The sequence below is a fragment of the Bradyrhizobium cenepequi genome, from assembly GCF_020329485.1.
Classification (GTDB): Bacteria; Pseudomonadota; Alphaproteobacteria; order Rhizobiales; family Xanthobacteraceae; genus Bradyrhizobium; species Bradyrhizobium cenepequi.
The window spans coordinates 34520-58418 of sequence record NZ_JAGKJI010000026.1; the positions used below are offsets into that span (position 1 = coordinate 34520).

General features: G+C 64.5%; 19 protein-coding genes. 9 read left to right on the forward strand and 10 right to left on the reverse strand.

What is annotated here, in order from left to right; translation table 11 throughout:
• Positions 1 to 78 precede the first annotated feature (78 nt).
• Both J6497_RS24855 and J6497_RS24860 read right to left on the reverse strand, forming a co-directional pair.
• The gene (locus J6497_RS24855) at positions 79 to 666 is read right to left on the reverse strand and encodes a class GN sortase (protein ID WP_225706915.1); all 588 of its coding nucleotides are present in this window, start codon (positions 664 to 666) and stop codon (positions 79 to 81) included.
• A gap of 255 nt (positions 667 to 921) precedes the next feature.
• Entirely contained in the window at positions 922 to 3138 is a 2217-nt protein-coding gene (locus J6497_RS24860) for a marine proteobacterial sortase target protein (RefSeq protein ID WP_376708269.1), read from the reverse strand.
• A 237-nt stretch (positions 3139 to 3375) separates the two neighbouring features.
• Here J6497_RS24860 and J6497_RS24865 point away from each other — a divergent pair, with 237 nt between their 5' ends.
• Positions 3376 to 4137, forward strand: coding sequence for a helix-turn-helix transcriptional regulator (locus tag J6497_RS24865; protein WP_225706917.1), 762 nt, complete (start codon positions 3376 to 3378; stop codon positions 4135 to 4137).
• Between the two features lie 214 nt (positions 4138 to 4351).
• Here the strand turns inward: J6497_RS24865 and J6497_RS24870 are convergent, their stop codons facing one another.
• Both J6497_RS24870 and J6497_RS24875 read right to left on the reverse strand, forming a co-directional pair.
• Positions 4352 to 5062: a DUF1614 domain-containing protein gene (locus tag J6497_RS24870; RefSeq protein WP_225706918.1), complete on the reverse strand. Its 711-nt coding sequence runs from the start codon at positions 5060 to 5062 to the stop codon at positions 4352 to 4354.
• A gap of 75 nt (positions 5063 to 5137) precedes the next feature.
• Positions 5138 to 6742 carry an acyl-CoA synthetase gene (locus J6497_RS24875; RefSeq protein ID WP_225706919.1) on the reverse strand — a complete coding sequence of 535 codons (1605 nt, stop codon included), beginning with the start codon at positions 6740 to 6742 and terminating at the stop codon, positions 5138 to 5140.
• A 208-nt stretch (positions 6743 to 6950) separates the two neighbouring features.
• Here J6497_RS24875 and J6497_RS24880 point away from each other — a divergent pair, with 208 nt between their 5' ends.
• The 4 genes from J6497_RS24880 to J6497_RS24895 all read left to right on the forward strand — a co-directional run bounded on the left by J6497_RS24880 (position 6951) and on the right by J6497_RS24895 (position 11085).
• Entirely contained in the window at positions 6951 to 8087 is a 1137-nt protein-coding gene (locus J6497_RS24880; protein ID WP_225706920.1) for an acyl-CoA dehydrogenase family protein, read from the forward strand.
• A gap of 169 nt (positions 8088 to 8256) precedes the next feature.
• Positions 8257 to 9426, forward strand: coding sequence for an acyl-CoA dehydrogenase family protein (locus tag J6497_RS24885; protein ID WP_225706921.1), 1170 nt, complete (start codon positions 8257 to 8259; stop codon positions 9424 to 9426).
• Positions 9426 to 10082 carry a glutathione S-transferase family protein gene (locus J6497_RS24890; RefSeq protein WP_225706922.1) on the forward strand — a complete coding sequence of 219 codons (657 nt, stop codon included), beginning with the start codon at positions 9426 to 9428 and terminating at the stop codon, positions 10080 to 10082. The genes J6497_RS24885 and J6497_RS24890 overlap by 1 nt, the downstream gene beginning before the upstream one ends.
• Before the next feature lie 196 nt (positions 10083 to 10278).
• Positions 10279 to 11085, forward strand: coding sequence for a helix-turn-helix domain-containing protein (locus J6497_RS24895; RefSeq protein ID WP_225706923.1), 807 nt, complete (start codon positions 10279 to 10281; stop codon positions 11083 to 11085).
• A 132-nt stretch (positions 11086 to 11217) separates the two neighbouring features.
• Here the strand turns inward: J6497_RS24895 and J6497_RS24900 are convergent, their stop codons facing one another.
• Positions 11218 to 12060, reverse strand: coding sequence for a universal stress protein (locus J6497_RS24900; protein ID WP_225706924.1), 843 nt, complete (start codon positions 12058 to 12060; stop codon positions 11218 to 11220).
• Positions 12061 to 12263: 203 nt separating this feature from the next.
• On the opposite strand from J6497_RS24900, the gene J6497_RS24905 reads away from it, so the two are divergent.
• The 4 genes from J6497_RS24905 to J6497_RS24920 all read left to right on the forward strand — a co-directional run bounded on the left by J6497_RS24905 (position 12264) and on the right by J6497_RS24920 (position 18047).
• Positions 12264 to 13130 carry a beta-keto acid cleavage family enzyme gene (locus J6497_RS24905; RefSeq protein WP_225706925.1) on the forward strand — a complete coding sequence of 289 codons (867 nt, stop codon included), beginning with the start codon at positions 12264 to 12266 and terminating at the stop codon, positions 13128 to 13130.
• Between the two features lie 144 nt (positions 13131 to 13274).
• A complete protein-coding gene (locus tag J6497_RS24910; protein ID WP_225706926.1) occupies positions 13275 to 14891 on the forward strand; it encodes an acyl-CoA carboxylase subunit beta in 1617 nt (538 codons plus the stop codon).
• Positions 14892 to 15003: 112 nt separating this feature from the next.
• The gene (gene bioB / locus J6497_RS24915; protein ID WP_225706927.1) at positions 15004 to 16074 is read left to right on the forward strand and encodes a biotin synthase BioB; all 1071 of its coding nucleotides are present in this window, start codon (positions 15004 to 15006) and stop codon (positions 16072 to 16074) included.
• A gap of 20 nt (positions 16075 to 16094) precedes the next feature.
• Positions 16095 to 18047 carry an acetyl/propionyl/methylcrotonyl-CoA carboxylase subunit alpha gene (locus J6497_RS24920; protein ID WP_225706928.1) on the forward strand — a complete coding sequence of 651 codons (1953 nt, stop codon included), beginning with the start codon at positions 16095 to 16097 and terminating at the stop codon, positions 18045 to 18047.
• Positions 18048 to 18134: 87 nt separating this feature from the next.
• On the opposite strand, the gene J6497_RS24925 is transcribed toward J6497_RS24920, so the two are convergent.
• From J6497_RS24925 to J6497_RS24945, 5 genes are all read right to left on the reverse strand, one after another.
• Positions 18135 to 19136 carry an ABC transporter ATP-binding protein gene (locus J6497_RS24925; protein WP_225706929.1) on the reverse strand — a complete coding sequence of 334 codons (1002 nt, stop codon included), beginning with the start codon at positions 19134 to 19136 and terminating at the stop codon, positions 18135 to 18137.
• Positions 19133 to 20146 (reverse strand): ABC transporter ATP-binding protein, encoded by a 1014-nt coding sequence (locus J6497_RS24930; RefSeq protein ID WP_225706930.1) that lies wholly within the window; start codon positions 20144 to 20146, stop codon positions 19133 to 19135. Before J6497_RS24930 ends, J6497_RS24925 begins: the two co-directional genes overlap by 4 nt.
• A gap of 125 nt (positions 20147 to 20271) precedes the next feature.
• Positions 20272 to 21165, reverse strand: coding sequence for an ABC transporter permease (locus J6497_RS24935; protein WP_225706931.1), 894 nt, complete (start codon positions 21163 to 21165; stop codon positions 20272 to 20274).
• 3 nt (positions 21166 to 21168) lie between these two features.
• Positions 21169 to 22116, reverse strand: a complete 948-nt coding sequence (locus tag J6497_RS24940; protein ID WP_225706932.1) for an ABC transporter permease — start codon at positions 22114 to 22116, stop codon at positions 21169 to 21171.
• A gap of 176 nt (positions 22117 to 22292) precedes the next feature.
• Complete coding sequence (locus J6497_RS24945) at positions 22293 to 23888, reverse strand: ABC transporter substrate-binding protein (protein WP_225706933.1); 1596 nt, start codon at positions 23886 to 23888, stop codon at positions 22293 to 22295.
• Between the last annotated feature and the right edge of the window lie 11 nt (positions 23889 to 23899).

Consider the following 23899-nt stretch of genomic DNA (forward strand, 5'->3'; position numbering starts at 1 on the left):
AAGCTTGCGAAGCGTGACAACTCACGTTGGCTGCATGCCGCTACGCGCTGACGCAATATCCCACCGCACGGACAATATTCACGGCGCTGTCATCCGCGAGGGGTCGGATTCGATCATCGTCGCGTGCAGGAGATAGCGTTCCGGCCCCGGTGTCAGCGCGTCGAATGGCCAGCAGGTCGAGAGCACCAGCTCGTATCCGCTCGACAGCGGATCGATGCCGGAAGCATCGTAACGCACCACGGAGCTGGCGTCGGCGCGATAGCGGAAGGTCTTGCCGTCGCTGCGGGTGACGTCGATCTCGTCGCCGATGGCGACGTCCTTCAGGAAACGGAAATGGGTATCGCGATGCGCCGAGTAGACGGCAACGCCGCGTTCGCCGGCCTTTGCCGTCAGTTCGACATGACCCGGGCCGAACGCGAGTGCCTGGCCGCTGGAGCCCGCGAGCACGATGGCGCTCGCGTGCAGCCGCTTCACCTCGATGCGCGCGACCGGCCAGGTGTCGGCCCATGACCACGGCTTTGTCGGATGCCCCGTGGCGATGGTTTTTGCAAACGCGCGTTCGAGCAGGACCTGCGCGAGGAGTGCCTTGGCGTGAATGTACGCGCCCTGGCCGAACAGGATCAGGCCGAGGAGGGCGAGGAGGAAAGGGGCGATGACGCGAGGCATCGGATGTGTACTTTCGTCATTCCGCAGCGAAGCTATCTGTCCCTCATCCTGAGGAGCGCGTCTTCGCGCGTCTCGAAGGATGAGGCCCCGCCGGTGGCCTCGCCCTTCGAGACGACCGCTCCGCGGTCTCCTCAGGGTGAGGGTCAAGAGCCGGGGCGAGGGTCTAGAGTCGAAAGGGCGCGCGCGGCCCAGGGGACGGGAGGCCGCGCGCGTTTGATAAGAGGAGGTTCGGGCGCCTCCTCCTTTCATCCGGCATCAGTGGGCGAAGTTCTGACGCTGGATGAATGCGAACAGGAGCAGGCTGAGCGTGAGCAGGATTGCGCCGGCTATCATCTTCAGTTCGGCGTCGGTTGCGGTCTTCGGCAGCTTGATCGTGTCGGGCGCCTGCACCACTGCCGGACGCTTCAGGGCGGCAAGCTGCACCCGTCCATCGCCTTCCACGCGCCGCTCGGCCGGTGTCGCCGGCAACTGCGGGCGCTCGCCGAAGACCTTCGCGAAGTCCCAGCCGGCCGGCAGGTTGAGCGGCAATTCGCTCACTTTCAGTGACTCGCCCTCGGGCCGGCTCGGCGTCTTGTCGACCGCAACCAGGCTGGTCAGCCGCGTCACGAGCTGATGCTCGAGCGCCAGCGCCAGGATGGTCTTGTCGGCGTCGTCAGGACTCGTCTGCCGCATCGTGCGCGCCACCTCGGCGTCGTCGATCTTGCGCCGCGCCCACAGTTTTGACAGGCCCTTGCCTTCAGCGGCACTCGCAAGCGGTAGCGTCACGGTCCAGGGACGGTCGCCGATCCGGCCCTTGATCTCGACCGAGCCCGCGAGCTTGTCGAGCTTTGCAGCCAGCACCAGCGGCTCGTCGCGATAGAGGTCGGGAAGGATCGCCGGCGTAACGTCGGCGTGGGCGTCCGAGAACTTGGCGGAAAGATTGGTCACCGCGGGATTCTCGAGCTTGGCGAACAGCGAGCGCATGCGCTCCTCGACCTGGTCGGTCGAGCCGATATGGGTGAAGGCGCCGCGGCCGAGCTCGGCGGCGCGCGTCATCAGATAGATGTTGGGCGCCGAGCCGATGCCAACCATGAAGATGCGGGAGCGACCGCGCATTGCGGTGATGGTCTCGAACAGTTGCTGCTCGTTGCCGATGGCACCGTCGGTCAGGAACACGACCTGGCGGACATAATCGGACTCATTACCGGAATGATCCGTCAGCGCCGCCCGCATCGCCGGCACCATCTCGGTGCCGCCCCTAGCCTGCAGCGCGCTCACGAAAGCGTTGGCGCGGCCGAGATGCTCGCCGTCCGCCGGCACCGCCGATGGAAACAGCACGTCCATGGTGTGGTCGAAGCGGATCACGTTGAAGCGGTCGTTCGGCTGCAGCCGGCCGAGCGCGTAAGTCAGGCTCGCTTTCGCCTGCACGATCGAGGTGCCACCCATCGAGCCGGAATTGTCGATCACGAAGATCACCTCGCGCGGCCGTGGCTTCTGCTCGGCCTCAACAACGAAAGGCGGGGTGACGAAGGCGAGCAGGTAGTCGGCGTCGCCGACATGCTCGCGAAACAGCCCGACCGACGGTGCTTTTTCGGCGGCAGGCTTCCAGGTCAGTTCGAAATCGCGGTCCGCCGGCACGAGCCCTTCGGCGAGCCTGATAATCCGAGTCGTATCGTCAACGCTTTCGATCTTGACGGCGTGATGGTGACTCTTCACCTCGCCGAGCGAGAAACCGGCTTGCAGGCGAACGGTGATGTTGGTCGGATTGACCGACGCATGCTCGGCCGGATCGAGCACCGGCGGCGTGATGCGGTCGCGATCCGGTACGGGATCGGACTTGGTCGCGCCCCAGCCGCCGCCGTCGGGACGGAGATCGACGCTCTGCACGATCGGCGCGGGATTGTAGCGCGGCGCCACCACCAGCGGCACGCGCAGCGAGAATTCGTTGCCGGACTGCTGCACCGGCTCCTGGTATTCGATCTGCACCAGCACGGTCTCGCCTGGGCCTATATTGGCGACAGAATTGGTGAAGATGTTCGGTCGCTCCTGCTCGGTCAGCGCGGCTTTCTGGCCATTCTGCTTGGCCTGCTCATAGATGACGCGCGCCTGCTTGCGTTCCTTGATGTTGCCGACCACGATGCGATCGCCGACCACCATCTTCAGCGCGTCGACCGCGCCGCCCGCTGGCAGCGGATAGACATAGACCGCTTCGACCCAGTCCTTGGTCGGGTTGCGGAAAACTTGCGTGACGCGGGCGCGGATGGTCGGGCCTGACACCGTGAGGTCGACATCGGTACCGAGCCTGATGGCGTCGTCATACCCCTCGTCGGTCTTCAGCAGCAGCGAGCCGGCACGGGCGTCGCCCGGCTTGATGAACGCTGCCGGCGGCCTGATCTCCGCCGACCACGCCGGCGCGAAGTTCACAAAGAGGGCCGCGAACCCGATCACGAGCGCGGCAACGCCTTCCACCAAAAAGAACAGCACTATTCGCATCCTGCGCGACAGGCGCGGACGGCCGGTCACGATTGCATCGCACGTCGTCATTTCCTTCTCCCGAGGGACGTCTTTGATGCGCAAAGTCTTCGAGAAAGCGCTTCAGAGCGCGAGCAGAATGATCGGCATTGTTCAGCCGCGGGCAGGCGCCGCACGCCGCATCATCGGCGGCTTTGTGCCGTTTTGTGCTAAAATGTGTGCTCTGCTAAAGTCGGTATGAATCAGCATGGGGTGACGATGCCGACGCCGGACAAGCAGCTTTCCGAACAACAAAGCCGGCAGATTGCGGAGATGATCCGCGAGGAACTGGCGCGCCGGCGCATCTCGCGGCAGGCGCTGGCCGAGCAGGCCAAGCTCAGCCTCTCGACGCTGGAGAAGGTGCTCGGCGGACGCCGCCCGTTCACGCTTCAGACCATGGTGCGGCTGGAGCAGGCGCTCGGCGTCTCCTTGCGTAACGTTCAGCCGGCGCCGGTGATCGCAGTGGCCAATGGCGAAGTCGCGCCCGATGGGCTCGGGGCCTATTCGCGGCGGGCGGTGCAGTGGATCGAGGGCACTTATCTCACGGTCAGGCCGTCCTTCGGGGCCAAGGACGCGGTCTATGCCTATCGCACCGAGATCGCCTGGGACGATACCGTCTCCTCGCTGATCTTTCGCGAGGGCGAACGGCTGGATGCCGCCTACACCCAGTTCGGCGAAGTCGCCGTCCCCAACCAGTCCGGCTTCATCTATCTCGTCACCAACCGGCACGGCCAGCATCGTCTGATCACGGTGTCCAGGCCGCGCAACACCGGCGAGATGTACGGCATCATCACCACGCTGCTCGCTGGCCGCGGCTCGCTGTTGACGCCGATCGCTGCACCCATCGCATTCCTACCGATCAAGAATATCGCCAAACCCTCCGTCGGACGCGTGTCCCCCGAGGACGAAAACTACGCGCTCTATCGCGAGCATCTGCGCCGCACCGTCGACGAGCCGTTCGCGATTTTTCTGCCGGGCTAGATCTCTGTCCCCGGTGCACGGCTGCCTCCTCCACACGCGCACCTGCACCCGGAGCAGACCCCCATCCCAACCTTCCCCCTTTCAGGGGGAAGGAGCGCCGCAGCGCAACTGGCGGATCACCTCCCCTTGAAAAGGGGAGGTCGGTTTGCGCGTTAGCGCAAACCGGGTGGGGATCAATTCTCTCCACACGCACGGCTGCGCCTCGGAGGGCCGTTTACGCCCGTCGCAGGGGCGAGGGCGAAACGATGGAGGCGAGCAGCACTGCGAGAATGCCGGTCAGGAAAACGCCGTCAAACGTTCCGGCGCCGCCGATCGAGGCGATGGGCGCGCCAAGGCTGCCGATCTTGTCCAAGTTGAGAAGGTCGGCGCCGATCAGCGTTCCGACCGAACCTGCGATATAAGCCAGCGGCGCGGCATATTCGCGCGAAAGCAGGAGCGCGATGATCGCTACGCTGACGACGGGCACGAACACGGGCACAGCGATGCCAATTCCCGGCACCGGCGTCGCCATCCAATGGACGATGATCGCGATGACGGCGGTGGCGATCGCGGCCTTGACCCACAGGTCGTACCGGATGACCAGATAGATCGACATCAATGTCGGAATCACCGCGCCGCCGACATTCGCGGCCAGGATCGTGCTCGGCGCAGTCACCAGCGGCACGACATAGCGCATGCCGAAGAAGTCAACGATCTCGCCGGATCGGACCGGTGGGCCGGACAATTCCGTAATAGGGATATTGACATAGCTGCCGATCAGCGAACCGAACAGCAGCAGGAACGCCGCTCCCGGACTAACACCGAGACTCAGATAGGCGTATCGAAGAATACGGAGCTGGATCAGGATCACCAGCACCAGTGCCAGGAACACCAGGATCGAAAACGATCCCGGCGTCATCGGCAGATACTGCATCCGGCTATCCACGATCGGCGGCTCGCGTTGTTGGGCGCCCCCGATTAGGTGGGAAGCCGCTCGCGCGATCTCAAGGACGATAAACGTTCAAGGCGAGCCGCGCGGTGGTTCACCTCGCCCCGCTTGGCAACCTTGTTGACGCACTATGTCAGCTTGCGCCAGATCGGTCGGCTTCAGCTCGGCAAACTGCTTGCGCAGCGTCGGCTTGTGGATCTTGCCGGTCGCATTGCGCGGCAACGCGTCGACGAACTCGATTTTGCTCGGACATTTGAACTTCGCCAGATTGGCCGCGCAATGCGCGTGGACCTCCGTCGGCGTCAACCTCTCGCCTGGCCTCACCGCGACGATCGCCATGCCGACCTCGCCCCACTGCTCGTTGGGGATACCGATCACGGCGGCTTCAGCAACCGCCGGCATCTGGTGCAGCACGTTCTCGACTTCAGCCGGATAGACGTTCTCGCCGCCGGAGATGTACATGTCCTTCCAGCGGTCGACGATGTAGTAGAAGCCTTCCTCGTCGACGCGTGTCGCATCACCCGTATGCAGCCAGCCGTCGGTGAAGGAGGACGCGTTGGCGTCGGGCCGGTTCCAGTAACCCGGCGTGATGTTCGGTCCCCGGACCCAGAGCTCGCCGAGTTCACCCACTGCTGCGTCGCTGCCATCGGGACGCACGATGCGCACTTCCGTATGCAGCACCGGTTTGCCGGCGGAGCCCGCCTTGCGCGCGGCGTCCTCGCGGTCGAGCGCCATCACCGCGGGCGAGGTCTCGGTCATGCCATAGCCCTGCTGCAGCGCCACGCCGCGCGCTTCCCACACCTTCAAGAGCGGCACCGGCATCGGCGCGCCGCCGACGCCGCCGATGACCAGGCGGCTGAAATCGGCGTTCGCGAACGAGGGATGCTGCGCCATGAACTGGTAGATCGCAGGCACGCCGAAGAAGACGTTGATCCGCTCGGTGGGATCGCTGATCAGCCGCAATGCCTCGCCGGGATCGAAGTTGCGCATGATCAAGGCGGTGCCGCCGGCATGCAGCACCGGGTTGGTGTAGCAGTTGAGCCCGCCGGTGTGGAACAGCGGCAGCACGCAGAGGAACACCGAGGAAGGCGAGATATAGGCGAGGCCGCCGAGATTGACGCAATTGAAGAACGTCATGCCGTGAGTGATGATCGCGCCCTTGGGCTGGCCTGTCGTGCCCGAGGTGTACATGATGGTCGAGATGTCATCGAGCGTGACAGGCTCGAATGTGTCGATCGGCTTCGCCGCCGCGATGCCGGCTTCATAGGAGCCATCGGGGCCGAGCCGCAGTATCGATGACACGTTGCAGAGTTTTGCAACGCTGAGCGCGGTCTCGGCGAGGTCGTCATCGTGGATCATGACTTTCGGCGAGGCATCGCCGACGATGAACTGCAGTTCGGGGACGGTAAGGCGGGTGTTGAGCGGCAGGAATACGGCACCTAATCGCCCGCAGGCGAACTGCACTTCGAGCGTGTCTGATGTGTTTAACGCCAGCACCGCGACCCGGTCGCCGCGCGCCACCTTGTGGGCATCCCGCAGATGCGCGGCGAGCCGCGAGATCCTGATGTCAGCTTGCGCATAGGTGAGGCGGTGGCCGCTGGCGAGGTCGACCATCGCGACCTTGTCAGGCGTCCTCCGGCCGTAATGGGCGATCCAGTCGTAGTAACGAACCGGCAAATGTCCCTCCCGCGGTGGGCGGTCTGGCGCCGCCTGATCGTGATCCGCAAGGGGCCAGTGGAAGGGCGAGGGCCGGAACCTGTCTTGCGTTTAGTGGCTGGACGAGGGGTAGGATCGGCGCCCGTTCGCCGTCGGCAGCCACTCGACGCAAGTTAGGGCGGCGAATTCCGGACATCGTTCCGGTCACGAGAATCGACGGAGCAAAGGGATGGCGAGCCCATTCTACACCAGCGAGCACGAGGCCTTTCGCGAGGCGGTGCGCCGTTTCGTGCAAAAGGAGATCGAGCCCTACGCCCATGAGTGGGACGAGGCGGGCGAGTTTCCGCGCGAGCTCTATCGCAAGGCCTCCGAGATCGGGCTGCTTGGGTTGGGTTTCCCCGAGGAGTATGGCGGCATACCTTCTGACCAGTTCATGAAGATCGTGGCATCTCAGGAACTGGCGCGGGCCGGCGCCGGCGGAGTCTCGTCGAGCCTGATGAGCCACACCATCGGTTCGCCACCGATTGCGCGCGCGGCCCGTCCCGAGGTCAAGGCGCGCGTGCTGCCGGAGGTGCTGCGGGGTGAGAAGATCTCTGCGCTCGCGATCACCGAGCCGAGCGGCGGCTCCGATGTCGCCAACCTCCGCACCAGGGCGCGCCGCGACGGCGATCATTACGTTGTCAGCGGTGAGAAGACCTTTATCACGTCGGGCGTGCGCGCGGATTATCTGACCGTTGCCGTGCGCACCGGCGGCGAGGGCCCCAGTGGCGTCAGCCTGCTCCTGATCGAGGGCGATACGCCCGGCCTGTCGCGGACCAAGCTGAAGAAGATGGGCTGGTGGGCATCCGATACCGCGACGCTGCATTTCGATGAATGCCGCGTGTCGGCTGAGAATCTGATCGGCGAGGAGGGCCAAGGCTTCAAGATTATCATGCAGAATTTCAACAGCGAGCGGATGGGCATGGCGGCGAGCTGCACGGCTTACGCCCGCGTCTGTCTCGAGGAGGCCATCGCCTACGCCAAGGAGCGCGAGACTTTCGGCAAGCCGATCGCCCAGCACCAGGTGATCCGCCACAAGATCGTCGACATGGCGCAGAAGGTCGCAGCCTCCCAGGCGATGCTGGAGATGCTGGCCTGGCGGCTGGAGCAGGGCGAAAGCCCGGTTGCCGAGATCTGCATGATGAAGAACCAGGCCACCCAGACCATGGCATTCTGCGCCTCCGAGGCGGTGCAGATCTTCGGTGGCGCCGGCTTCATGCGTGGCGTCAAGGTCGAGCGCATTTACCGCGAGGTCAAGGTCAACGCCATCGGTGGCGGCACCGAGGAGATCATGAAGGACCTCGCCAGCCGCCAGATGGGATTGTGAAAGCACACGCTGTCATTCCGGGGCGCGCGCAGCGCGAGCTATGATGTGCAATTGCACATCAGAGAATCCATCGGGCCTCAGGCGCAGGTGGCGAAATGGATTCCGGGCTGATCGCTTCGCGATGCCCCGGAATGACAAGACAAATGCCGATTGGAGCTCGAGAGAGAAAATGATCTTCACCGCCGACCATGAAGAACCCCGCCGCGCCTTGCAGAAATTCATCGCGGCCGAGATCAACCCCTTCGTCGACGAATGGGAGGACGCCGGCATCTTCCCCGCGCATGAGCTGTTCAAGAAGCTTGGCGATCTCGGCTTCCTCGGCCTCAACAAGCCCGTCGAATTCGGCGGCCAGGGGCTCGACTACAGCTATGCGCTGATGATGGCGGAAGAACTCGGCGCCATCAGATGCGGCGGCGTGCCGATGGCGATCGGGGTGCAGACGGACATGGCGACGCCGGCGCTGGCGCGGTTCGGCTCCGACGAGGTGCGGAGCGAATTCTTGGCGTTGGCGATCTCGGGCGATCAGGTCGCCTGCGTCGGCGTCTCCGAGCCCGGCGCCGGCTCCGACGTCGCCTCGATCAAGACCAATGCGCGTTCGGACGGCGACGACTACGTCATCAATGGCGGCAAGATGTGGATCACCAACGGGACGCAGGCGGACTGGATCTGCCTGCTCGCCAATACCAGCGACGGCCAGACCCATCGCAACAAGTCGCTGATCTGCGTGCCGATGAAGTCGAAGGGTGTGACGGTCGCGCGAAAACTCGACAAGATGGGCATGCGCTCCTCCGACACTGCGCAGATCTTTTTCGACAATGTGCGGGTACCCAAGCGCAACCGGATCGGCGAGGAGGGCAAGGGCTTTACCTACCAGATGATCCAGTTCCAGGAGGAGCGTCTCTGGGGCGCCGCCGCCTGCCTGAAGGCGCATGAATTCATCATCAACGAGACGATTGAATATACCCGCAACCGCAAAGCATTCGGCGGCTCGATCCTCGACAATCAGGTGGTGCATTTCAGGCTCGCGGAGATGCAGACCGAGGTCGAGCTGCTGCGCTCGCTGATCTACCGCGCCGGCGAGGCGCTGGTTGCGGGCGAGGACGTCACCCGGCTCGCCACCATGGCGAAGCTGAAGGCGGGCCGGCTGGGCCGCGAACTCACCGACGCCTGCCTGCAATATTGGGGCGGCATGGGTTTCATGAACGAGACCCCGGTCAGCCGGGCCTATCGCGACAGCCGCCTGACCTCGATCGGCGGCGGTGCTGACGAAGTGATGCTGATGGTGTTATGCAAGATGATGGGCACGCTGCCAGGGCTGAAGGGAAAAGGAAACGTCTGATGGTCACGCTTTATCATTGCGACGCTGCGCGTTCGTTCCGGCCGCTCTGGATGCTTGAGGAAATGCGGCTTCCCTATGAGCTCAAGATCCTGCCGTTTCCGCCGCGCGTGTTCGCGAAGGACTATCTCGCGCTCAACCCGCTCGGCACGATTCCCTTCCTGATCGATGGCGAGACGCGGATGACGGAGTCCTCCGGCATCTGCCATTACCTTGGCACCAAGTATGGGCCGACGCCGCTGATCGTCGGACCCGACGAGCCGGCCTATGGCGAGTTCCTGAACTGGATGTATTTTTCTGACGCCACGCTGACCTTTCCGCAGACGTTGGTGCTTCGCTACGGCCAGCTCGAGCCGGAGGAGCGGCGGAATCCGCAGGTGGTCGGCGATTACGCCAAATGGTTCTTCGGCCGCCTGCGCGCGGTGGAGGCCGCGACGGGCAACACTGAGACGCTTTGCGCCGGCCGTTTCACCGCCGCCGATATCGCCGTTGGCTATGCGCTGCGGCTCGCCGACAATATCGGGCTCGCCAAGGATTTCGGTCCCAATGTTGCAGCCTATTGGGCAAGGTTGCAGCAGCGCGAGGCATACCAGAGCGCGGTCGTGGCGGAACGCAAGGCCGGCGCAGAGCAAAACGTCGCGCCGCGAGTGCGGCCGTAGTGCGTCCGCCCCGACCGTCATTGCGAGCGAAGCGAAGCAATCCATGTCTTCACAAGCGGCGAGATGGATTGCTTCGTCGCTTTCGCTCCTCGCAATGACGGTCCTTGGCCGGCGCTATTTGTAACGGTGACTTCAGCCAGATTTCGGCTATGGTTGGCGCCGCAGCGGCCAGGAAGAGTCGCGCGGAGGAACCACCATGGACGACCAGGCCCGCGAAGTAGGCCATTTGATGCTGATCACGCCGGAGCGCGTGTTTTACGCCGGACTGCTCGGCCGGCCGCGCGAGCGCTGTCCGGGCGCATTCCATGTCTATGTCGCGATCAAGGGCGGCCTGCACCTTGCGACCAGCGACGGCCGCGAATCCTACGGCGACCTCGTCGTGACCATGCCAAACCTGCGCCATACGATCGCGAGCGACTATCGCTCGGCGATCTGCGTCGCCATCGAGCCTGAAAGCGTCCGCGTCGGCGCGCTGGAATTGTTCGCAAGGCAGTTGATTGGGCCGGAGAGCCAGGTCTTCGCCGACCGCATTCGCGCCGCCTATGCTGCATTGGGACGACGGCAATATAGCGACGATCTCTCGAACGCCGAGTTCGACATCATGTGCTTCGGACAGGCGCTGCCGCGGCGTGTGCTCGATCCGCGCGTGGTGCGGGCGATCGCGCGCATCGGCAAATTCTCCGGCGAACCAGTGACGGCGGCGGACTGCGCCGCGGACGCCGCGCTGTCGCCTTCGCGCTTCCTGCATCTGTTCAAGGAGGAGACCGGAATCTCGTTCCGCTCGTTCCGCGCCTGGAAACGGGCGCGGCATCTCCTGCATTTTGCCAACCAGGACATCAATCTCGCGCATCTCGCACAGGACATCGGCTATCCCGACTCCACCCATTTCAGCCATTCGATCCGCCGCTTCTACGGCCTGAAGCCGCGCGCGATCTTCTCCGGCTCGCGCGATCTTGCGATCTATCGCAGCAGCGGGTCGTTCACGGAGGCTGCGGTCTCCTAATCGTCATGCCGGTGGGCAAAGCGACTGCATCTGCGGTGGTTCACACAGGCGAAGGCGGAAGCGTGCGCTCGGCGCAAAGCCCGTGGTCCAGGGATAGGCTTCTTGCGTCAATCCGCTGGGGGCGGTCGGCCGTCAGTGCGAAAGCAGCACGGGCAGCGGCGGGTGCGATATCATGCTGAGCGTGGCACCGCCGAGAACGAATTGCCTGAAGCGGGAATGGCCGAAGGCGCCCATGACCAGAAGATCGCTGTCATGGCTCGTGAGCGCGGCCTCCAGCGCGTGCGCCACCGTGCGACCTGCGGCATCGACAGTGTCGAGGATCACCTCGACACCGTGACGGGCGAGATGCTTCGCAAGCTCCGGACCGGACCGCTTGGTGTCGATGCGCTTCTCGTTGGTCACCGTCACGATGTGGACGCGCTTGGCCCGCGTGAGGAGCGGCAGCGCATCCGCTACCGCCCGCGCGGCCGGACGGCTGAAATCCCAAGCCACCGTCGCCGTATCAAGTGCAAATGGCTTGCGGCTTGTTTGCGGCAGCAGCAGGACCGGGCGCCCGGATTCGAAGATAAGGGGCTCGGCATTCCAGGCGCCGAACAGGGCATTCTCCTGCACCGGGATCATGGTGAGGTCGCGAACGCGCGCATAGTCGACCAATAGCTCGCGTTGCTCGGAGGTCATGCAGCGCTCCAGGATGCACTCTTCAAAAACGCCGCGCCTTTCCGCGGCGGCCTGGAACGCTGCGAGCGAGGCCTCCGCCTGAAGGCGCGACTTCTTCTCGTCGCTGGCGGCGACCGCGGGGACGTCAAACAGCGCCGGGCTCAGGAAGCTGCCGGGCACGGCGACGCGGATCTCGCAGGCGATCGCGGAAATCTTTGCGCCGATCGCGGCAGCGAAATCGGTGGCAAGATCGATCGCCGACGGCGGCGTCGTTTCGGGGTAGCTCGCGAGCGCCAAGAGGAGGTCTTTGTAGGCCATGTCATGTCTCCGTGATCTACAAAACCCTAACGTCGCCAGATCGGGCCGGTTTGATGCAGAGCAAAGCCTCCGATGCGCGCTATTGACGCGCCGGTTGGTTCGTTTGCTGCTGCCGCGCCAATAGCCAGTCAACGCAAGAGGGCATTGGCCAAATCCCGCATCATGCAAAAAACCGAGTCATTCAAACACCTTGGACGAAATGCATGAGCGACAAGGCCGTTATCACCTGCGCGCTGAACGGCGTGCTGACCGATCCAAAACAGCACAACGTGCCGGTGACGCCGGAACAGATGGCGCGAGAGGCCAAGGCGGCCTTCAACGCCGGCGCCAGTATCATGCATATCCATCTGCGCCAGCAGGCGCCGGGCAAGGGACATTTGCCGTCCTGGGAAGTCAGCGTCAGCAGGGAGATCCAGCAGGCGATCCGCGAGGCCTGCCCGGGGGTCGTCATCAATCACACCACGGGCACCTCGGGTCCGAACTATCAGGGCGCGCTCGATTGCGTGCGCGAGACCAGGCCCGAGATCGCCGCCTGCAATGCCGGCTCGCTCAATTATCTGAAGGTGAAGGCCGACAACACCTGGGCCTGGCCACCGATGCTGTTCGACAATGCGGTCGAGAAGGTGCGGGACTATCTCGACGTCATGAAGGACGCCGGCACGATTCCCGAATTCGAATGTTTCGACGTCGGCATCGTGCGCTGCGTCGGCATGTATCGGCAGACCGGCATGTATTCCGGCCCACTCGAATATAATTTCGTGATGGGCGTTGCCTCGGGCATGCCGGCCGATCCGGAATTGCTGCCGATCCTGTTGAAGCTGAAGGCGCCGGATGCGCATTGGCAGGTCACCGCGATTGGCCGCGCCGAGATCTGGCCGCTGCACCAGCGTGCCGCCGATCTCGGCGGGCACTTGCGCACTGGGTTGGAAGACACCTTCTATCTCGGCGACGGCACCAAGGTGACCTCCAACGGCCAATTGATCGAGGCGATCGCCGCCTGCGCGCGCCGCGCCGGGCGTGAGATCGCAAGCCCCGCCGAGGCGCGGCAGATTTTCGGGGTGAAACGCTAGGCCCGTCATTCCGGGGCGCGCCCCTTGGCGCGAGCTATGATGTGCAATTGCACATCAGAGAATCCATTTCTCCACGATGCCTGCGGCTCGATGGATTCCGGGCTCGTCCTTCGGACGCCCCGGAATGACGGAGTAGGTTGAACTATGGCCATCATCGAAAACACCATCTCGCCCTCCAGCGCCGGCTTCCAGGCCAATCGCGACAGCATGCTGGCGCTGATATCCCGGATGCGGGCGCTGGAGGAGCGCACCCGCGCGGCGTCCGCTGCCGCGAAGGACCGCTTCCACAAGCGCGGGCAGCTGTTGCCGCGCGAACGGGTGGCGCTGGTGCTCGATCCCGGCTCGCCCTTCCTCGAACTGTCGACGCTCGCCGGCTACATGTTCGACGTCGCGGATGCGGACAGAAGCGTGCCCGGCGGCGGGCTGATCGCCGGCATCGGCTTCGTCTCCGGCATCCGGTGCGTGGTCAGCGCCAATGATGCCGGCATCGATGCCGGCGCGCTGCAGCCCTATGGCCTCGACAAGACGCTGCGGGTGCAGGAGCTCGCGCTGGAGAACAAGCTGCCCTATGTGCAGCTTGTCGAAAGCGCCGGCGCCAATCTCTTGCGCTACCGCGTTGAGGAGTTTGTCCGAGGCGGCAACATCTTTCGCAATCTGGCACGGCTGTCGGCGGCCGGCCTGCCGGTCGTCACGGTGACGCATGGCTCGTCCACCGCGGGCGGCGCCTATCAGACCGGCCTCTCCGATTACATCGTGATGGTGCGTGGCCGCACCCGCGCCTTCCTCGCCGGGCCGCCGCTGCTGAAAGCCGCAACCGGTGAGATCGCGACCGAGGAGGAACTCGGCGGCGCCGAGATGCACACCTCGATCTCCGGCCTCGGCGATTACCTCGCCGAGGATGACCGAGACGCCATCCGGATTGCGCGCGATATCATGGCGTCGCTCGACTGGGACCGGCCGAGGCCCGCGAACGCCTCGTTCAGGCCGCCGCGCCATGACGCCGAAGAGCTGCTCGGCATCATGCCGATGGACCACAAGCGCCCCGTCGACATGCGCCAGGCGATCGCGCGCTTCATCGACGATTCCGATTTCACCGAGTTCGGCGCCAATTATGGCCCGGCCACGATCTGCGGCCATGCCCGCATCGAAGGGCAGGCGATCGGCATCATCACCAATAACGGCCCGCTCGATCCCACCGGCGCCAACAAGGCGACCCATTTCATCCAGGCCTGCTGCCAGTCGCGCACGCCGCTGCTCTATCTCAACAACACCACCGGCTATATGGTGGGCAAGGCCTATGAAGAGGCCGGCATGATCAAGCACGGCTCCAAGATGATCCAGGCGGTGACGTCGGCGACGGTGCCGCAGATCACCATCTACTGCGGCGCCTCGTTCGGCGCCGGCAATTACGGCATGTGCGGCCGCGGCTTCCATCCGCGCTTCTGCTTCTCCTGGCCCAATGCCAAGACCGCCGTGATGGGCGGCGAGCAGGCCGCCGAGACCATGGCGATCGTCACCGAAGCTGCCGCCGCGCGGCGCGGCCAGCCGATCCCGAAGCAGAAGCTGGAGGCAATGAAGGCCGAGATCATCGGCGTGTTCGACGGCCAGATGGACGTGTTCTCCACCAGCGCGCGCGTGCTCGACGACGGTGTGATCGACCCGCGCGACACCCGCAGCGTGCTCGCCGAGGTGCTTGCGATATGCCGCGAGGCGGAAGCGCGCAGCCCCCAGCGCATGCAGTTCTCGGTGGCACGGCCATGAGGAGTGATTTGCCGCGCGGCTCCCGTTGTGCTTCACAGCCGGGGTTTGACCCCGTGCGGACGCGGCCCTCGATTGGCGGGCGCGTCCCCAAGCAGAAGCGAACGAGCCACAGATGAACCTGCACACCCCAATTGCGTTCGAGTCCGTCCCCCACACGCCTTCGCAGCCGCAGCCAGACATCCTGCGGACGGACTGGACGAGGGAGGAGATCGCCGCCCTATTCGACCTGCCGTTCCTGGACCTGATGTGGCGCGCGCAAGCAACGCATCGCCAGTGGCATGCAGCGGGCGAGGTGCAGATCTGCACCTTGCTCTCGGTGAAGACCGGCGGCTGTCCGGAGGATTGCGGCTATTGCTCGCAGTCCGTTCACCATGAGACCGGTCTTGGCGCCGGCAAGCTGATGGATGTCGCTGGTGTCCTCACCGCCGCGGCTGAGGCGAAGGCAAGCGGCGCGCAGCGTTTCTGCATGGGCGCGGCCTGGCGCGAGCCGAAGGATCGCGACATGGACAAGGTCGTGGCGATGGTCAAGGGCGTGCGCGCGCTCGGGCTCGAGACCTGCATGACGCTCGGCATGCTCACGGCCGATCAGGCGCGACAGCTCAAGGAAGCTGGGCTCGACTATTACAACCACAACATCGACACCAGCCCCGAGAATTACACCAACGTCATCACCACCCGCACGTTCCAGGATCGGCTCGACACGCTGGAGCGGGTGCGCGACGCTGGCATCTCGGTGTGCTGCGGCGGCATCGTGGGCATGGGCGAGAGCCGCGCCGACCGCGTCGGCTTCATCCACACGCTGGCGACGCTGCCGCGTCATCCCGAGAGCGTGCCGGTCAATGCGTTGATACCGATCAAGGGCACTTTGCTCGGCGATCTCCTGCAGGATGTACCGGAACGGCGGATCGACGATCTCGAGTTCGTGCGCACCGTCGCGGTCGCACGCATCACGATGCCGCGCTCGATGGTCCGGCTCTCGGCCGGCCGCGAGAGCATGTCGCCTTCGACACAGACACTCTGCTTCATGGCAGGCGCCAACTCCATCTTCACCGGCGCCAAGCTGCTCACGACAGGAAACGCCGGCGTGGCGGCGGACACGGAATTGTTTGCCCAGCTCGGCCTCGTCCCGCTCTCCGGCGAGGAGCCGGCGCGCGCGGCGGCCACGGAGGCGTCGACGGAGTGAGGCAAAGCCTTGAGGGTGGGATGTTCTACAGGATCCTGATTGCCAATCGCGGCGAGATCGCGCTGCGGATCATGCGCACTGCGCGGCGGCTCGGCTACGGCGTGGTCGCTGTTTATTCCGATGCGGACCGCGACGCCCTTCATGTGCGCGAGGCCGATCACGCGGTGCGCATCGGCGAGGCTCCGCCTTCGCAATCCTACCTCAACATCGATGCGATCATCGCCGCCGCCAAGGCGAGCGGCGCCGGCGCCGTGCATCCTGGCTATGGCTTCCTCGCCGAGAACGAGGACTTTGCGAGAAGCTGCCGCGATGCCGGGCTCGTCTTCATCGGCCCGTCGCCGGAAGCGATCCGCGCGATGGGCAACAAGGCCGGCGCCAAGGAGATCATGCGAAAGGCCGGCGTGCCCTGCGTGCCCGGCTATCAGGGCGCCGACCAAAGCGATGAAGTCATGCTGGCGGAAGCCAGGAAGATCGGCTTTCCCGTGATGATCAAGGCGGTCGCCGGCGGCGGCGGGCGCGGCATGCGGCTGGTCCCTGACGCCGCTTCGTTCCCGGAGGCACTGCGCAGCGCACGCTCGGAGGCGCTCGGTGCGTTCGGCGATGCCACGGTCATCCTGGAGCGCGCGATCGTCGATCCTCGCCATATCGAGATCCAGGTGTTCGGCGACAGCCACGGCGATGCCATCCATCTCGGCGAGCGCGACTGTTCGGTGCAGCGCCGGCATCAGAAGCTGATCGAGGAGGCACCCTCGCCGGCGGTGACGCCCGAGTTGCGGGCGCGGATGGGCGCAGTGGCGGTTCAGGCGGTGAGGGCGCTGGCCTACGAGGGCGCCGGTACGCTGGAATTCCTGCTCGACGGCAACGGCGATTTCTACTTCATGGAGATGAATACGCGCCTGCAGGTCGAGCATCCCGTCACCGAGGCGATCACCGGGCTCGATCTGGTCGAACTGCAATTGCGCGTCGCCCGCGGCGAGCCGCTCGGCCTAAAGCAGGAGGACATCACATTCTCTGGACATGCGATCGAGGTGAGGCTGTGCTCGGAGGATGCGGAGCATGACTTCATGCCGCAATCGGGCAGGATGGCGCGCTGGCAGATGCCGCAAGGCGTCCGCGTCGAGCATGCGCTGCAATCGGGCTCGGAGATTCCGCCGTTCTACGACTCCATGATCGCCAAGATCATCAGCCATGGCGCGGATCGCCGCGAGGCGCGCAGCAAGCTGATCGTCGCGCTGGAGCAGGTCGAGGCCTTCGGCGTCACCACCAACCAGGGATTTCTGATCTCCTGCCTCCGCCATCCGGCCTTCGCCAGGGGCGTGGCAACGACATCGTTCATATCAGCGCATCGGGGCGAGCTGCTGGCGCCGCGCGCGGACGAGCGCGCGGATGCGGCCCTGGTGGCGCTGCTGCTCTATGTCACCCACCCGCACGCACCGCCGTGGCGACGCGGCCGCTCGCTCGCCGCGACGTTCCCGCTTGCATTGCGCATCGATCTCGGCCGCGGCCTCCGCGAGGTCGAAATCGTGCGCGAGCGCGACGGCTGCTACCTCGCCGACGTCGAGGGGCATGAACATCGTTTCGAGATCGATGAGCTCGGTTCCGACGCGATCCGCTATCGCACCAACGGTCTCATGGAACGGGCAAAATTCCTGCGCGATGGCGACCGTCTCTATATCCTGCATCACGACGTCACGCTCGCGGTCCGCGACCTGACGCTGGCGCCGCCCGAAACCGCCGCGGGAGCCAATGGCGACGGCAAGGTCCGCGCCGCCATGAACGGCCGCGTCGTCGCGGTGCTGGTCAAGCCGGGCGAACAGGTCGCCGCCGGCCAGCCCGTGATGACGCTGGAAGCGATGAAGATGGAGCACGTGCACACGGCGGGAGTCGCCGGCACGGTGTCCGCGATCGACGTCGCCGAAGGCGAGCAGGTGACGACGGGTCGGATCGTGGTGGAGATCGAGGCGGCGGCCTAAGCGGAAAGGCGTAGGATGGGCAAAGCGAAGCGTGCCCACCATCCGCGGGCAGTGCAAGAAAGGTGGGCGCGCCTCGCTTTGCCCACCCTACGGATTCGTGTTCGCCCGTCCCGTGCCATCATTCAGCCAGCACGCCACCTGATGCCCGGCGCTCGCTTCCACCAACGGCGGCCGCTCCAGCTTGCAGCGATCCATCGCGTAGCGGCAGCGCGTATGAAAGGCGCAGCCGGAGGGCGGGTTGATCGGGCTCGGCACGTCGCCTTCGACCAGGGGCGTCAGCCGCCTGATCCGGGGATTGGCCACCGGCACCGAGGCGAGCAGCGCCTGGGTGTAGGGATGGCGCGGGTTGGCGAACAACTCGGCCTTGTCTGAGATCTCGACGATGCGGCCGAGATACATCACGGCGACGCGGTGGCTGATATGGGCGACGACGGCGAGGTCGTGCGCGATGAAGAGATAGGAGAAGTTGCGCTGGCGCTGCAGGTCGATCAAGAGATTGATGACCTGCGCCTGGATCGAGACGTCGAGCGCCGAGACCGGCTCATCGCAGACGATCAGGCTCGGCCCGAGCGAGAGCGCGCGCGCGATGCAGATGCGCTGGCGCTGGCCGCCGGAGAACTGATGCGGATAGTTCTTCATCTGGTCGGGCCGCAGGCCCACTTGCTGGAACAGTTCGGCGACGCGCTCCTGCTTCCGCTCGCCCGAGGCCAGTCCGTGCACGGTCAAGGGTTCGCCGACGATGTCGCCCGCGGTCATGCGCGGGTTGAGCGACGCAAACGGATCCTGGAACACGATCTGCATCGAGCGGCGGTAGGGACGCAGCTCGGATTTGCTCAGGCGCGTGATCGCCTCGCCGTTCAGCCGGATCTCGCCGCTTGACGGCTCGACCAGCCGCAGCACGCTGCGCGCCACCGTCGATTTGCCGCAGCCGGATTCTCCGACCAGTCCGAGCGTCTCGCCGGGAGCCAGCGAAAAACTCACGCCATCCACCGCATGCACGGTGCCGACCTGCCGGCGCAGCACGCCGCCGCGCACGGGGTAGTGCTTGACGAGATCGGTAACCTCCAACAGCGGCTGCGCTTCGCTCATGACGCCTCCGCCATTTCGCCGGCACGCCAGCAGGCGGCAAGATGCCGGCCGCCGAAATCGCCGAGCGGCGGATATTCCTCGCGGCAGCGCGGGACCGCGAACCGGCAGCGCGGCGCAAAGGCGCAGCCCGTCGGCAATTTCGTCAACGACGGCACCATGCCCGGAATCTCGACGAGCCGCGCATCGGCTTTTGCATCGAGCGAGGGCACCGCCGGGATCGAGGCCATCAGGCCGCGCGTATAGGGGTGCAGCGGATTCTCGAACAGCGCCTCGACGCTCGCCTCCTCGACCTTCCTGCCGGCATACATCACGATCACGCGCTGCGCCGTCTGCGCGACCACGCCGAGATCATGCGTGATCAGGATCAGCCCGGTGCCGAGCTTCTTCTGCAGATCGACCATCAGCGCCAGGATCTGCGCCTGGATTGTCACGTCCAGCGCCGTCGTCGGTTCGTCCGCGATCAACAGGGTCGGCCGGCAGGCCAGCGCCATCGCAATCATCGCGCGCTGGCGCATGCCGCCTGAAAGCTGGTGCGGATATTCCTGCGCACGCCGCTCCGGCTCGGGAATGCGGACCAGGCGCAACATGTCCACCGCCTGCTTCCAGGCGTCCTTGCCGCTGATGTCCTGGTGCAGGCGCAAGGCTTCCGTGATCTGGTCGCCGATCCGCATCACCGGATTGAGCGAGGTCATCGGCTCCTGGAAGATCATGGAAATACGATTGCCCCTGATCTTGCGCATCGCTTCATCATCGAGCGCGAGCAGGTTCTTGCCTTCGAGAATGATCTCGCCACCTACGATCTTGCCAGGCGGATCCGGCACCAGCCGCATCACCGAGAGCGCGGTCACGCTCTTGCCGCAGCCGGATTCGCCGACGATCGCCAGCGTCTCGCCGCGGCGGACGCTGAAGGAGACGTCGTCGACCGCCCTGAACAATCCCGAATTGGTGAAGAACACCGTTTTCAGGTTCCTCACCTCGAGCACCGCTTCTGCCTTGCTTGCTCCGCTCATTAGATCGGAATGCCTCTTCTTCGAATCGTCATTCCGCTCAATCTCCTTTGTTTGAGCATAATCTCCGCGCAAACGCTTTGCGTTTGTCGCGAGGAAAACCGGTTCCCACTTTTCCGAATCATGCTCTAGCCGCGCTGCCTTGGATCGAGGATGTCGCGCAGGGCGTCGCCGAACAGATTAGTGCCGAACACAGCCAGGCTGATCGCGATCCCCGGGAAGATCACGAGCCACGGTGCGACGCGCACATATTCGGCGGCCGATTCCGAGAGCATACGACCCCAGGATGGATAGGGTTCGGGAATGCCGAGGCCGAGAAATGACAAGGACGCCTCCGTCAGGATGGTGGAGCCGAGTTGCGCGGTCGCGAGCACGATCAGGGGCGCCAGCGTGTTCGGCAGCACGTGGCGCAGCGCGATCCGCATCTCGCTCATGCCGATCGATTTGGCAGCCTCCACAAACGGCAGTTCGCGCAGCGCCAGCGTGTTGGCGCGGATCACGCGCGCCACCGTCGGGATCAACGGGATCGCGATCGCGATGATGACATTCGGCAGCGAAGGACCGAGCGCGGCCGTCATCACCAGCGCCAGCACGAGCAGCGGCAGCGACTGCAGGATGTCGGTGATGCGCTGGAACAGGAGATCGACCCAGCCGGACAGATAGCCGGAGGCGAGCCCCACGATGACACCGATCGAGGCGCCGAGCGCAGTCGAGCCGAGACCGACCGCGAGCGAGATGCGCGCGCCATAGATGATGCGGCTCCAGACGTCGCGGCCGAACGAATCCGTTCCGAACCAGTGCCGTGCATCGGGCGCGGCGAGGCGGTGCGCGGAATCGACGGCAAGCGGATCATACCGGCTGATCAGGTCGGCCGAGAGCGCCATCGCGACGAACAGCACCATGATGACGAGGCCGATCGTGCCGAGCAGATAACGCTGCGCAAGGAACGTCAGTCGCCGCCAGCCATGCGTCGCTTCCGCGCCGGCACGCCTTAGTTCAGCATCGAAGTTGATGACAGCCAAAGGTCAATCTCCGTAGCGAATGCGCGGGTCGATGGCGGCGTAGAGCATATCGACCGCGAAATTGACGACGACCACGACCACCGCGATGAGCATCACGAGGTTCTGCACGATCGGGTAATCGCGCCAGCGCAGCGCCTCGACCAGGAAGCGCGCAACGCCGGGGATGTTGAAGACCGTCTCGGTGACGATCAGGCCGCCGATCAGGAATGCCGCCTCAATGCCGATCACGGTGATCACGGGCAGCACCGCGTTCTTCAGCGCGTGGTGATAATTGACGGAGGATTCGGAGGCGCCCTTGGCGCGAGCGGTGCGGATATAGTCCTGCCGCAGGATCTCCAGCATCGAGGAGCGGGTGATGCGCATGGTCAAAGCCGCGCTGCGGAAGCCGACCGCCATCGCCGGAATGCAGTAGATCGCGAACGCCTCGGCCCAGGTCTGCGGATTCGGGTTGAAGATCGGCATCCAGCCGAGCATCGACACCGAAGCCATCAGGATCAGAAGCCCCAGCCAGAACGATGGCAGCGACAGCCCGCTCAGGCTGACCACGCGCAAGGCGTAGTCGAGCCGCGTGCCCTGATGCACCGCGCTGAGCACGCCCAAGGGAATGCCGATCGAGGCCGAGAACAACAGCGCGAGGCCGGCGAGCTTCGCCGTGATCGGGATCCGGGGCAGAATCTCCTGCAGCGCCGACTTCTCCGAGACATAGGAATAACCGAGATCGCCGTGCAGGAGGCCACCGATCCACTTGAGATACTGCACGACGATCGGGTCGCTAAGGCCGAGTTCCTTCTCCAGATTGGCCTTGTCGGCGGGATCGACATAGCCGGCCGCATCGAACAGGATATCGACGATGTTGCCAGGCACGATACGCAGCAGCACGAAGATGATGACCGAGATCCCGAACAGGGTCACGAGCATCAGAAAGAGGCGCCGGACGATATAGGCTAGCACCTGGCCGCTCTCCTTTTTTGAACTCTTCCTTCACCTCTCCCGCTTGCGGGAGAGGTCGGCGCGAGGCGCCGGGTGAGGGTTCTCTCCACTTGCGAGAGCCCGATTCGTGGAGGCACCCCCACCCCCGCCCTCCCCCGCAAGCGGGAGAGGGGGCGCAGCTCCATCGTGGATCCACGTTACTTGTCCATCCAGACGTCTTCGTAACGGTAGCCGTTGTAGGAGCTGTTGGACATCACCGTCACGTTCTTGACGTAGGGCTGCCAGCAGGTTCCGGTGCGGCTGTGCAAGATGATGGGCCGAGCGACGTCTTCCTGCAGTTTCTTGTCGATCTCCCAGACCAGCTTCTTGCGTTTCTCGGTGTCGGTCTCGACCGACTGCTGGTCAAACAGCTTTTCGATCTCGCGATTGCAGTAGTTGGTGTAGTTCCGCTCGGATTCGCAGGAATAGTTTTCGTAGAAGGATTGGTCGGGCTCGTCGACCGCGTTACCGGTGAGATTGAGGCCCAGCGAATAGTCCTTGCGCGCGACCTTCGGGAACCATTGCGCGGTGTCGACGACGTCGAGCTCGGCGTCGATATAGATGGTCTTGAGCTGGTCGATCAGGATGATGGCCGGGTCGCGGTAGATCGGGATATTGCGGGTCGACACCTTGATCTGCAGATGCTTGTCGGGGCCGTAGCCCGCCTTCTGCATCAGCTTGCGCGCCTGCTCGCGATTGGCGTTGATGTCGGGACCATAGCCCGGGATCGTCTCCAGCATTTCCTTTGGCATCGCCCACAATCCTGCCGGCGCGGGCTGCATGGTGCCGCCGATATCAGCCTGACCTTCGAACAGGATCGAGATGAAGGCCTTGCGGTCGAGCGCGAGCGCCAGCGCGCGGCGGATGTCGAGATTGTCGAACGGCGGCGCCGACGAATTGATGATGATGTTGGTGGAGACGTTGCTCGGCTCCACCACGCAGATCGCATTGGGCGCCTGCGATTTGACGTCCTTGAGCAGCGGAATCGACACTTCGGTCGGGAACGTCATGTCGAATTTGCCGGAGACGAAGCCGAGAATCGCCGTCGAGCGGTTCGTGACGATGGTGAATTCGATGCCGTCGAGATAAGGCAGGTCCTTCTTGAAGTAGTCCGGGTTCTTCGTCAGCTTGATCGACTCGTTGGCCTTGAACTCGACGAACTTGAACGGTCCGGTCCCGATCGGCTTGGTGCGCATCTCCGCCGGCGAGACATGGCAGGGATAGATCGGCGTGTAGCCGGAGGCGAGCAGCGACAATAGCGCCGGCTGCGGCCGCTTCAGGTTGAAGGAGGCCTCGTAGTCGCCATTGACGGCGACGTCGTTGACCTGGTTGTACCAGGATTTGCGCGGGTTCTGGCGGAACTTCTGCTGCGACTTGCCCATCAGGAGATCGAAGGTGCATTTGACGTCGGCCGACGTGAACGGCTTGCCGTCATGCCACTTGACGTCCTTGCGGAGCTTGAAGGTCAGTCTCTTCTTGTCGTCGCTCCAGGCCCAGCTCTCCGCGAGTTCCGGCACGATCGTATCGACGCTGTTCTGCGCAACATGCTGGTTGAAGATCACCAGGTTGTTGAACACCGGCATGAAGGGGACATTGAAGGAATAGCTCGCACCTTCGTGGATCGAGGCGCTGCCTGGACTGTCGCGGTGATACAGTCGAAGGATGCCGCCGGACTTCGGTCCCTCCGCCAGCGAAACATCGTAAGCCGAAAGCCAACATAGCGCTGCCACGGCAAGCGCTCGCACGCTCCGCATCATTTCCTCCC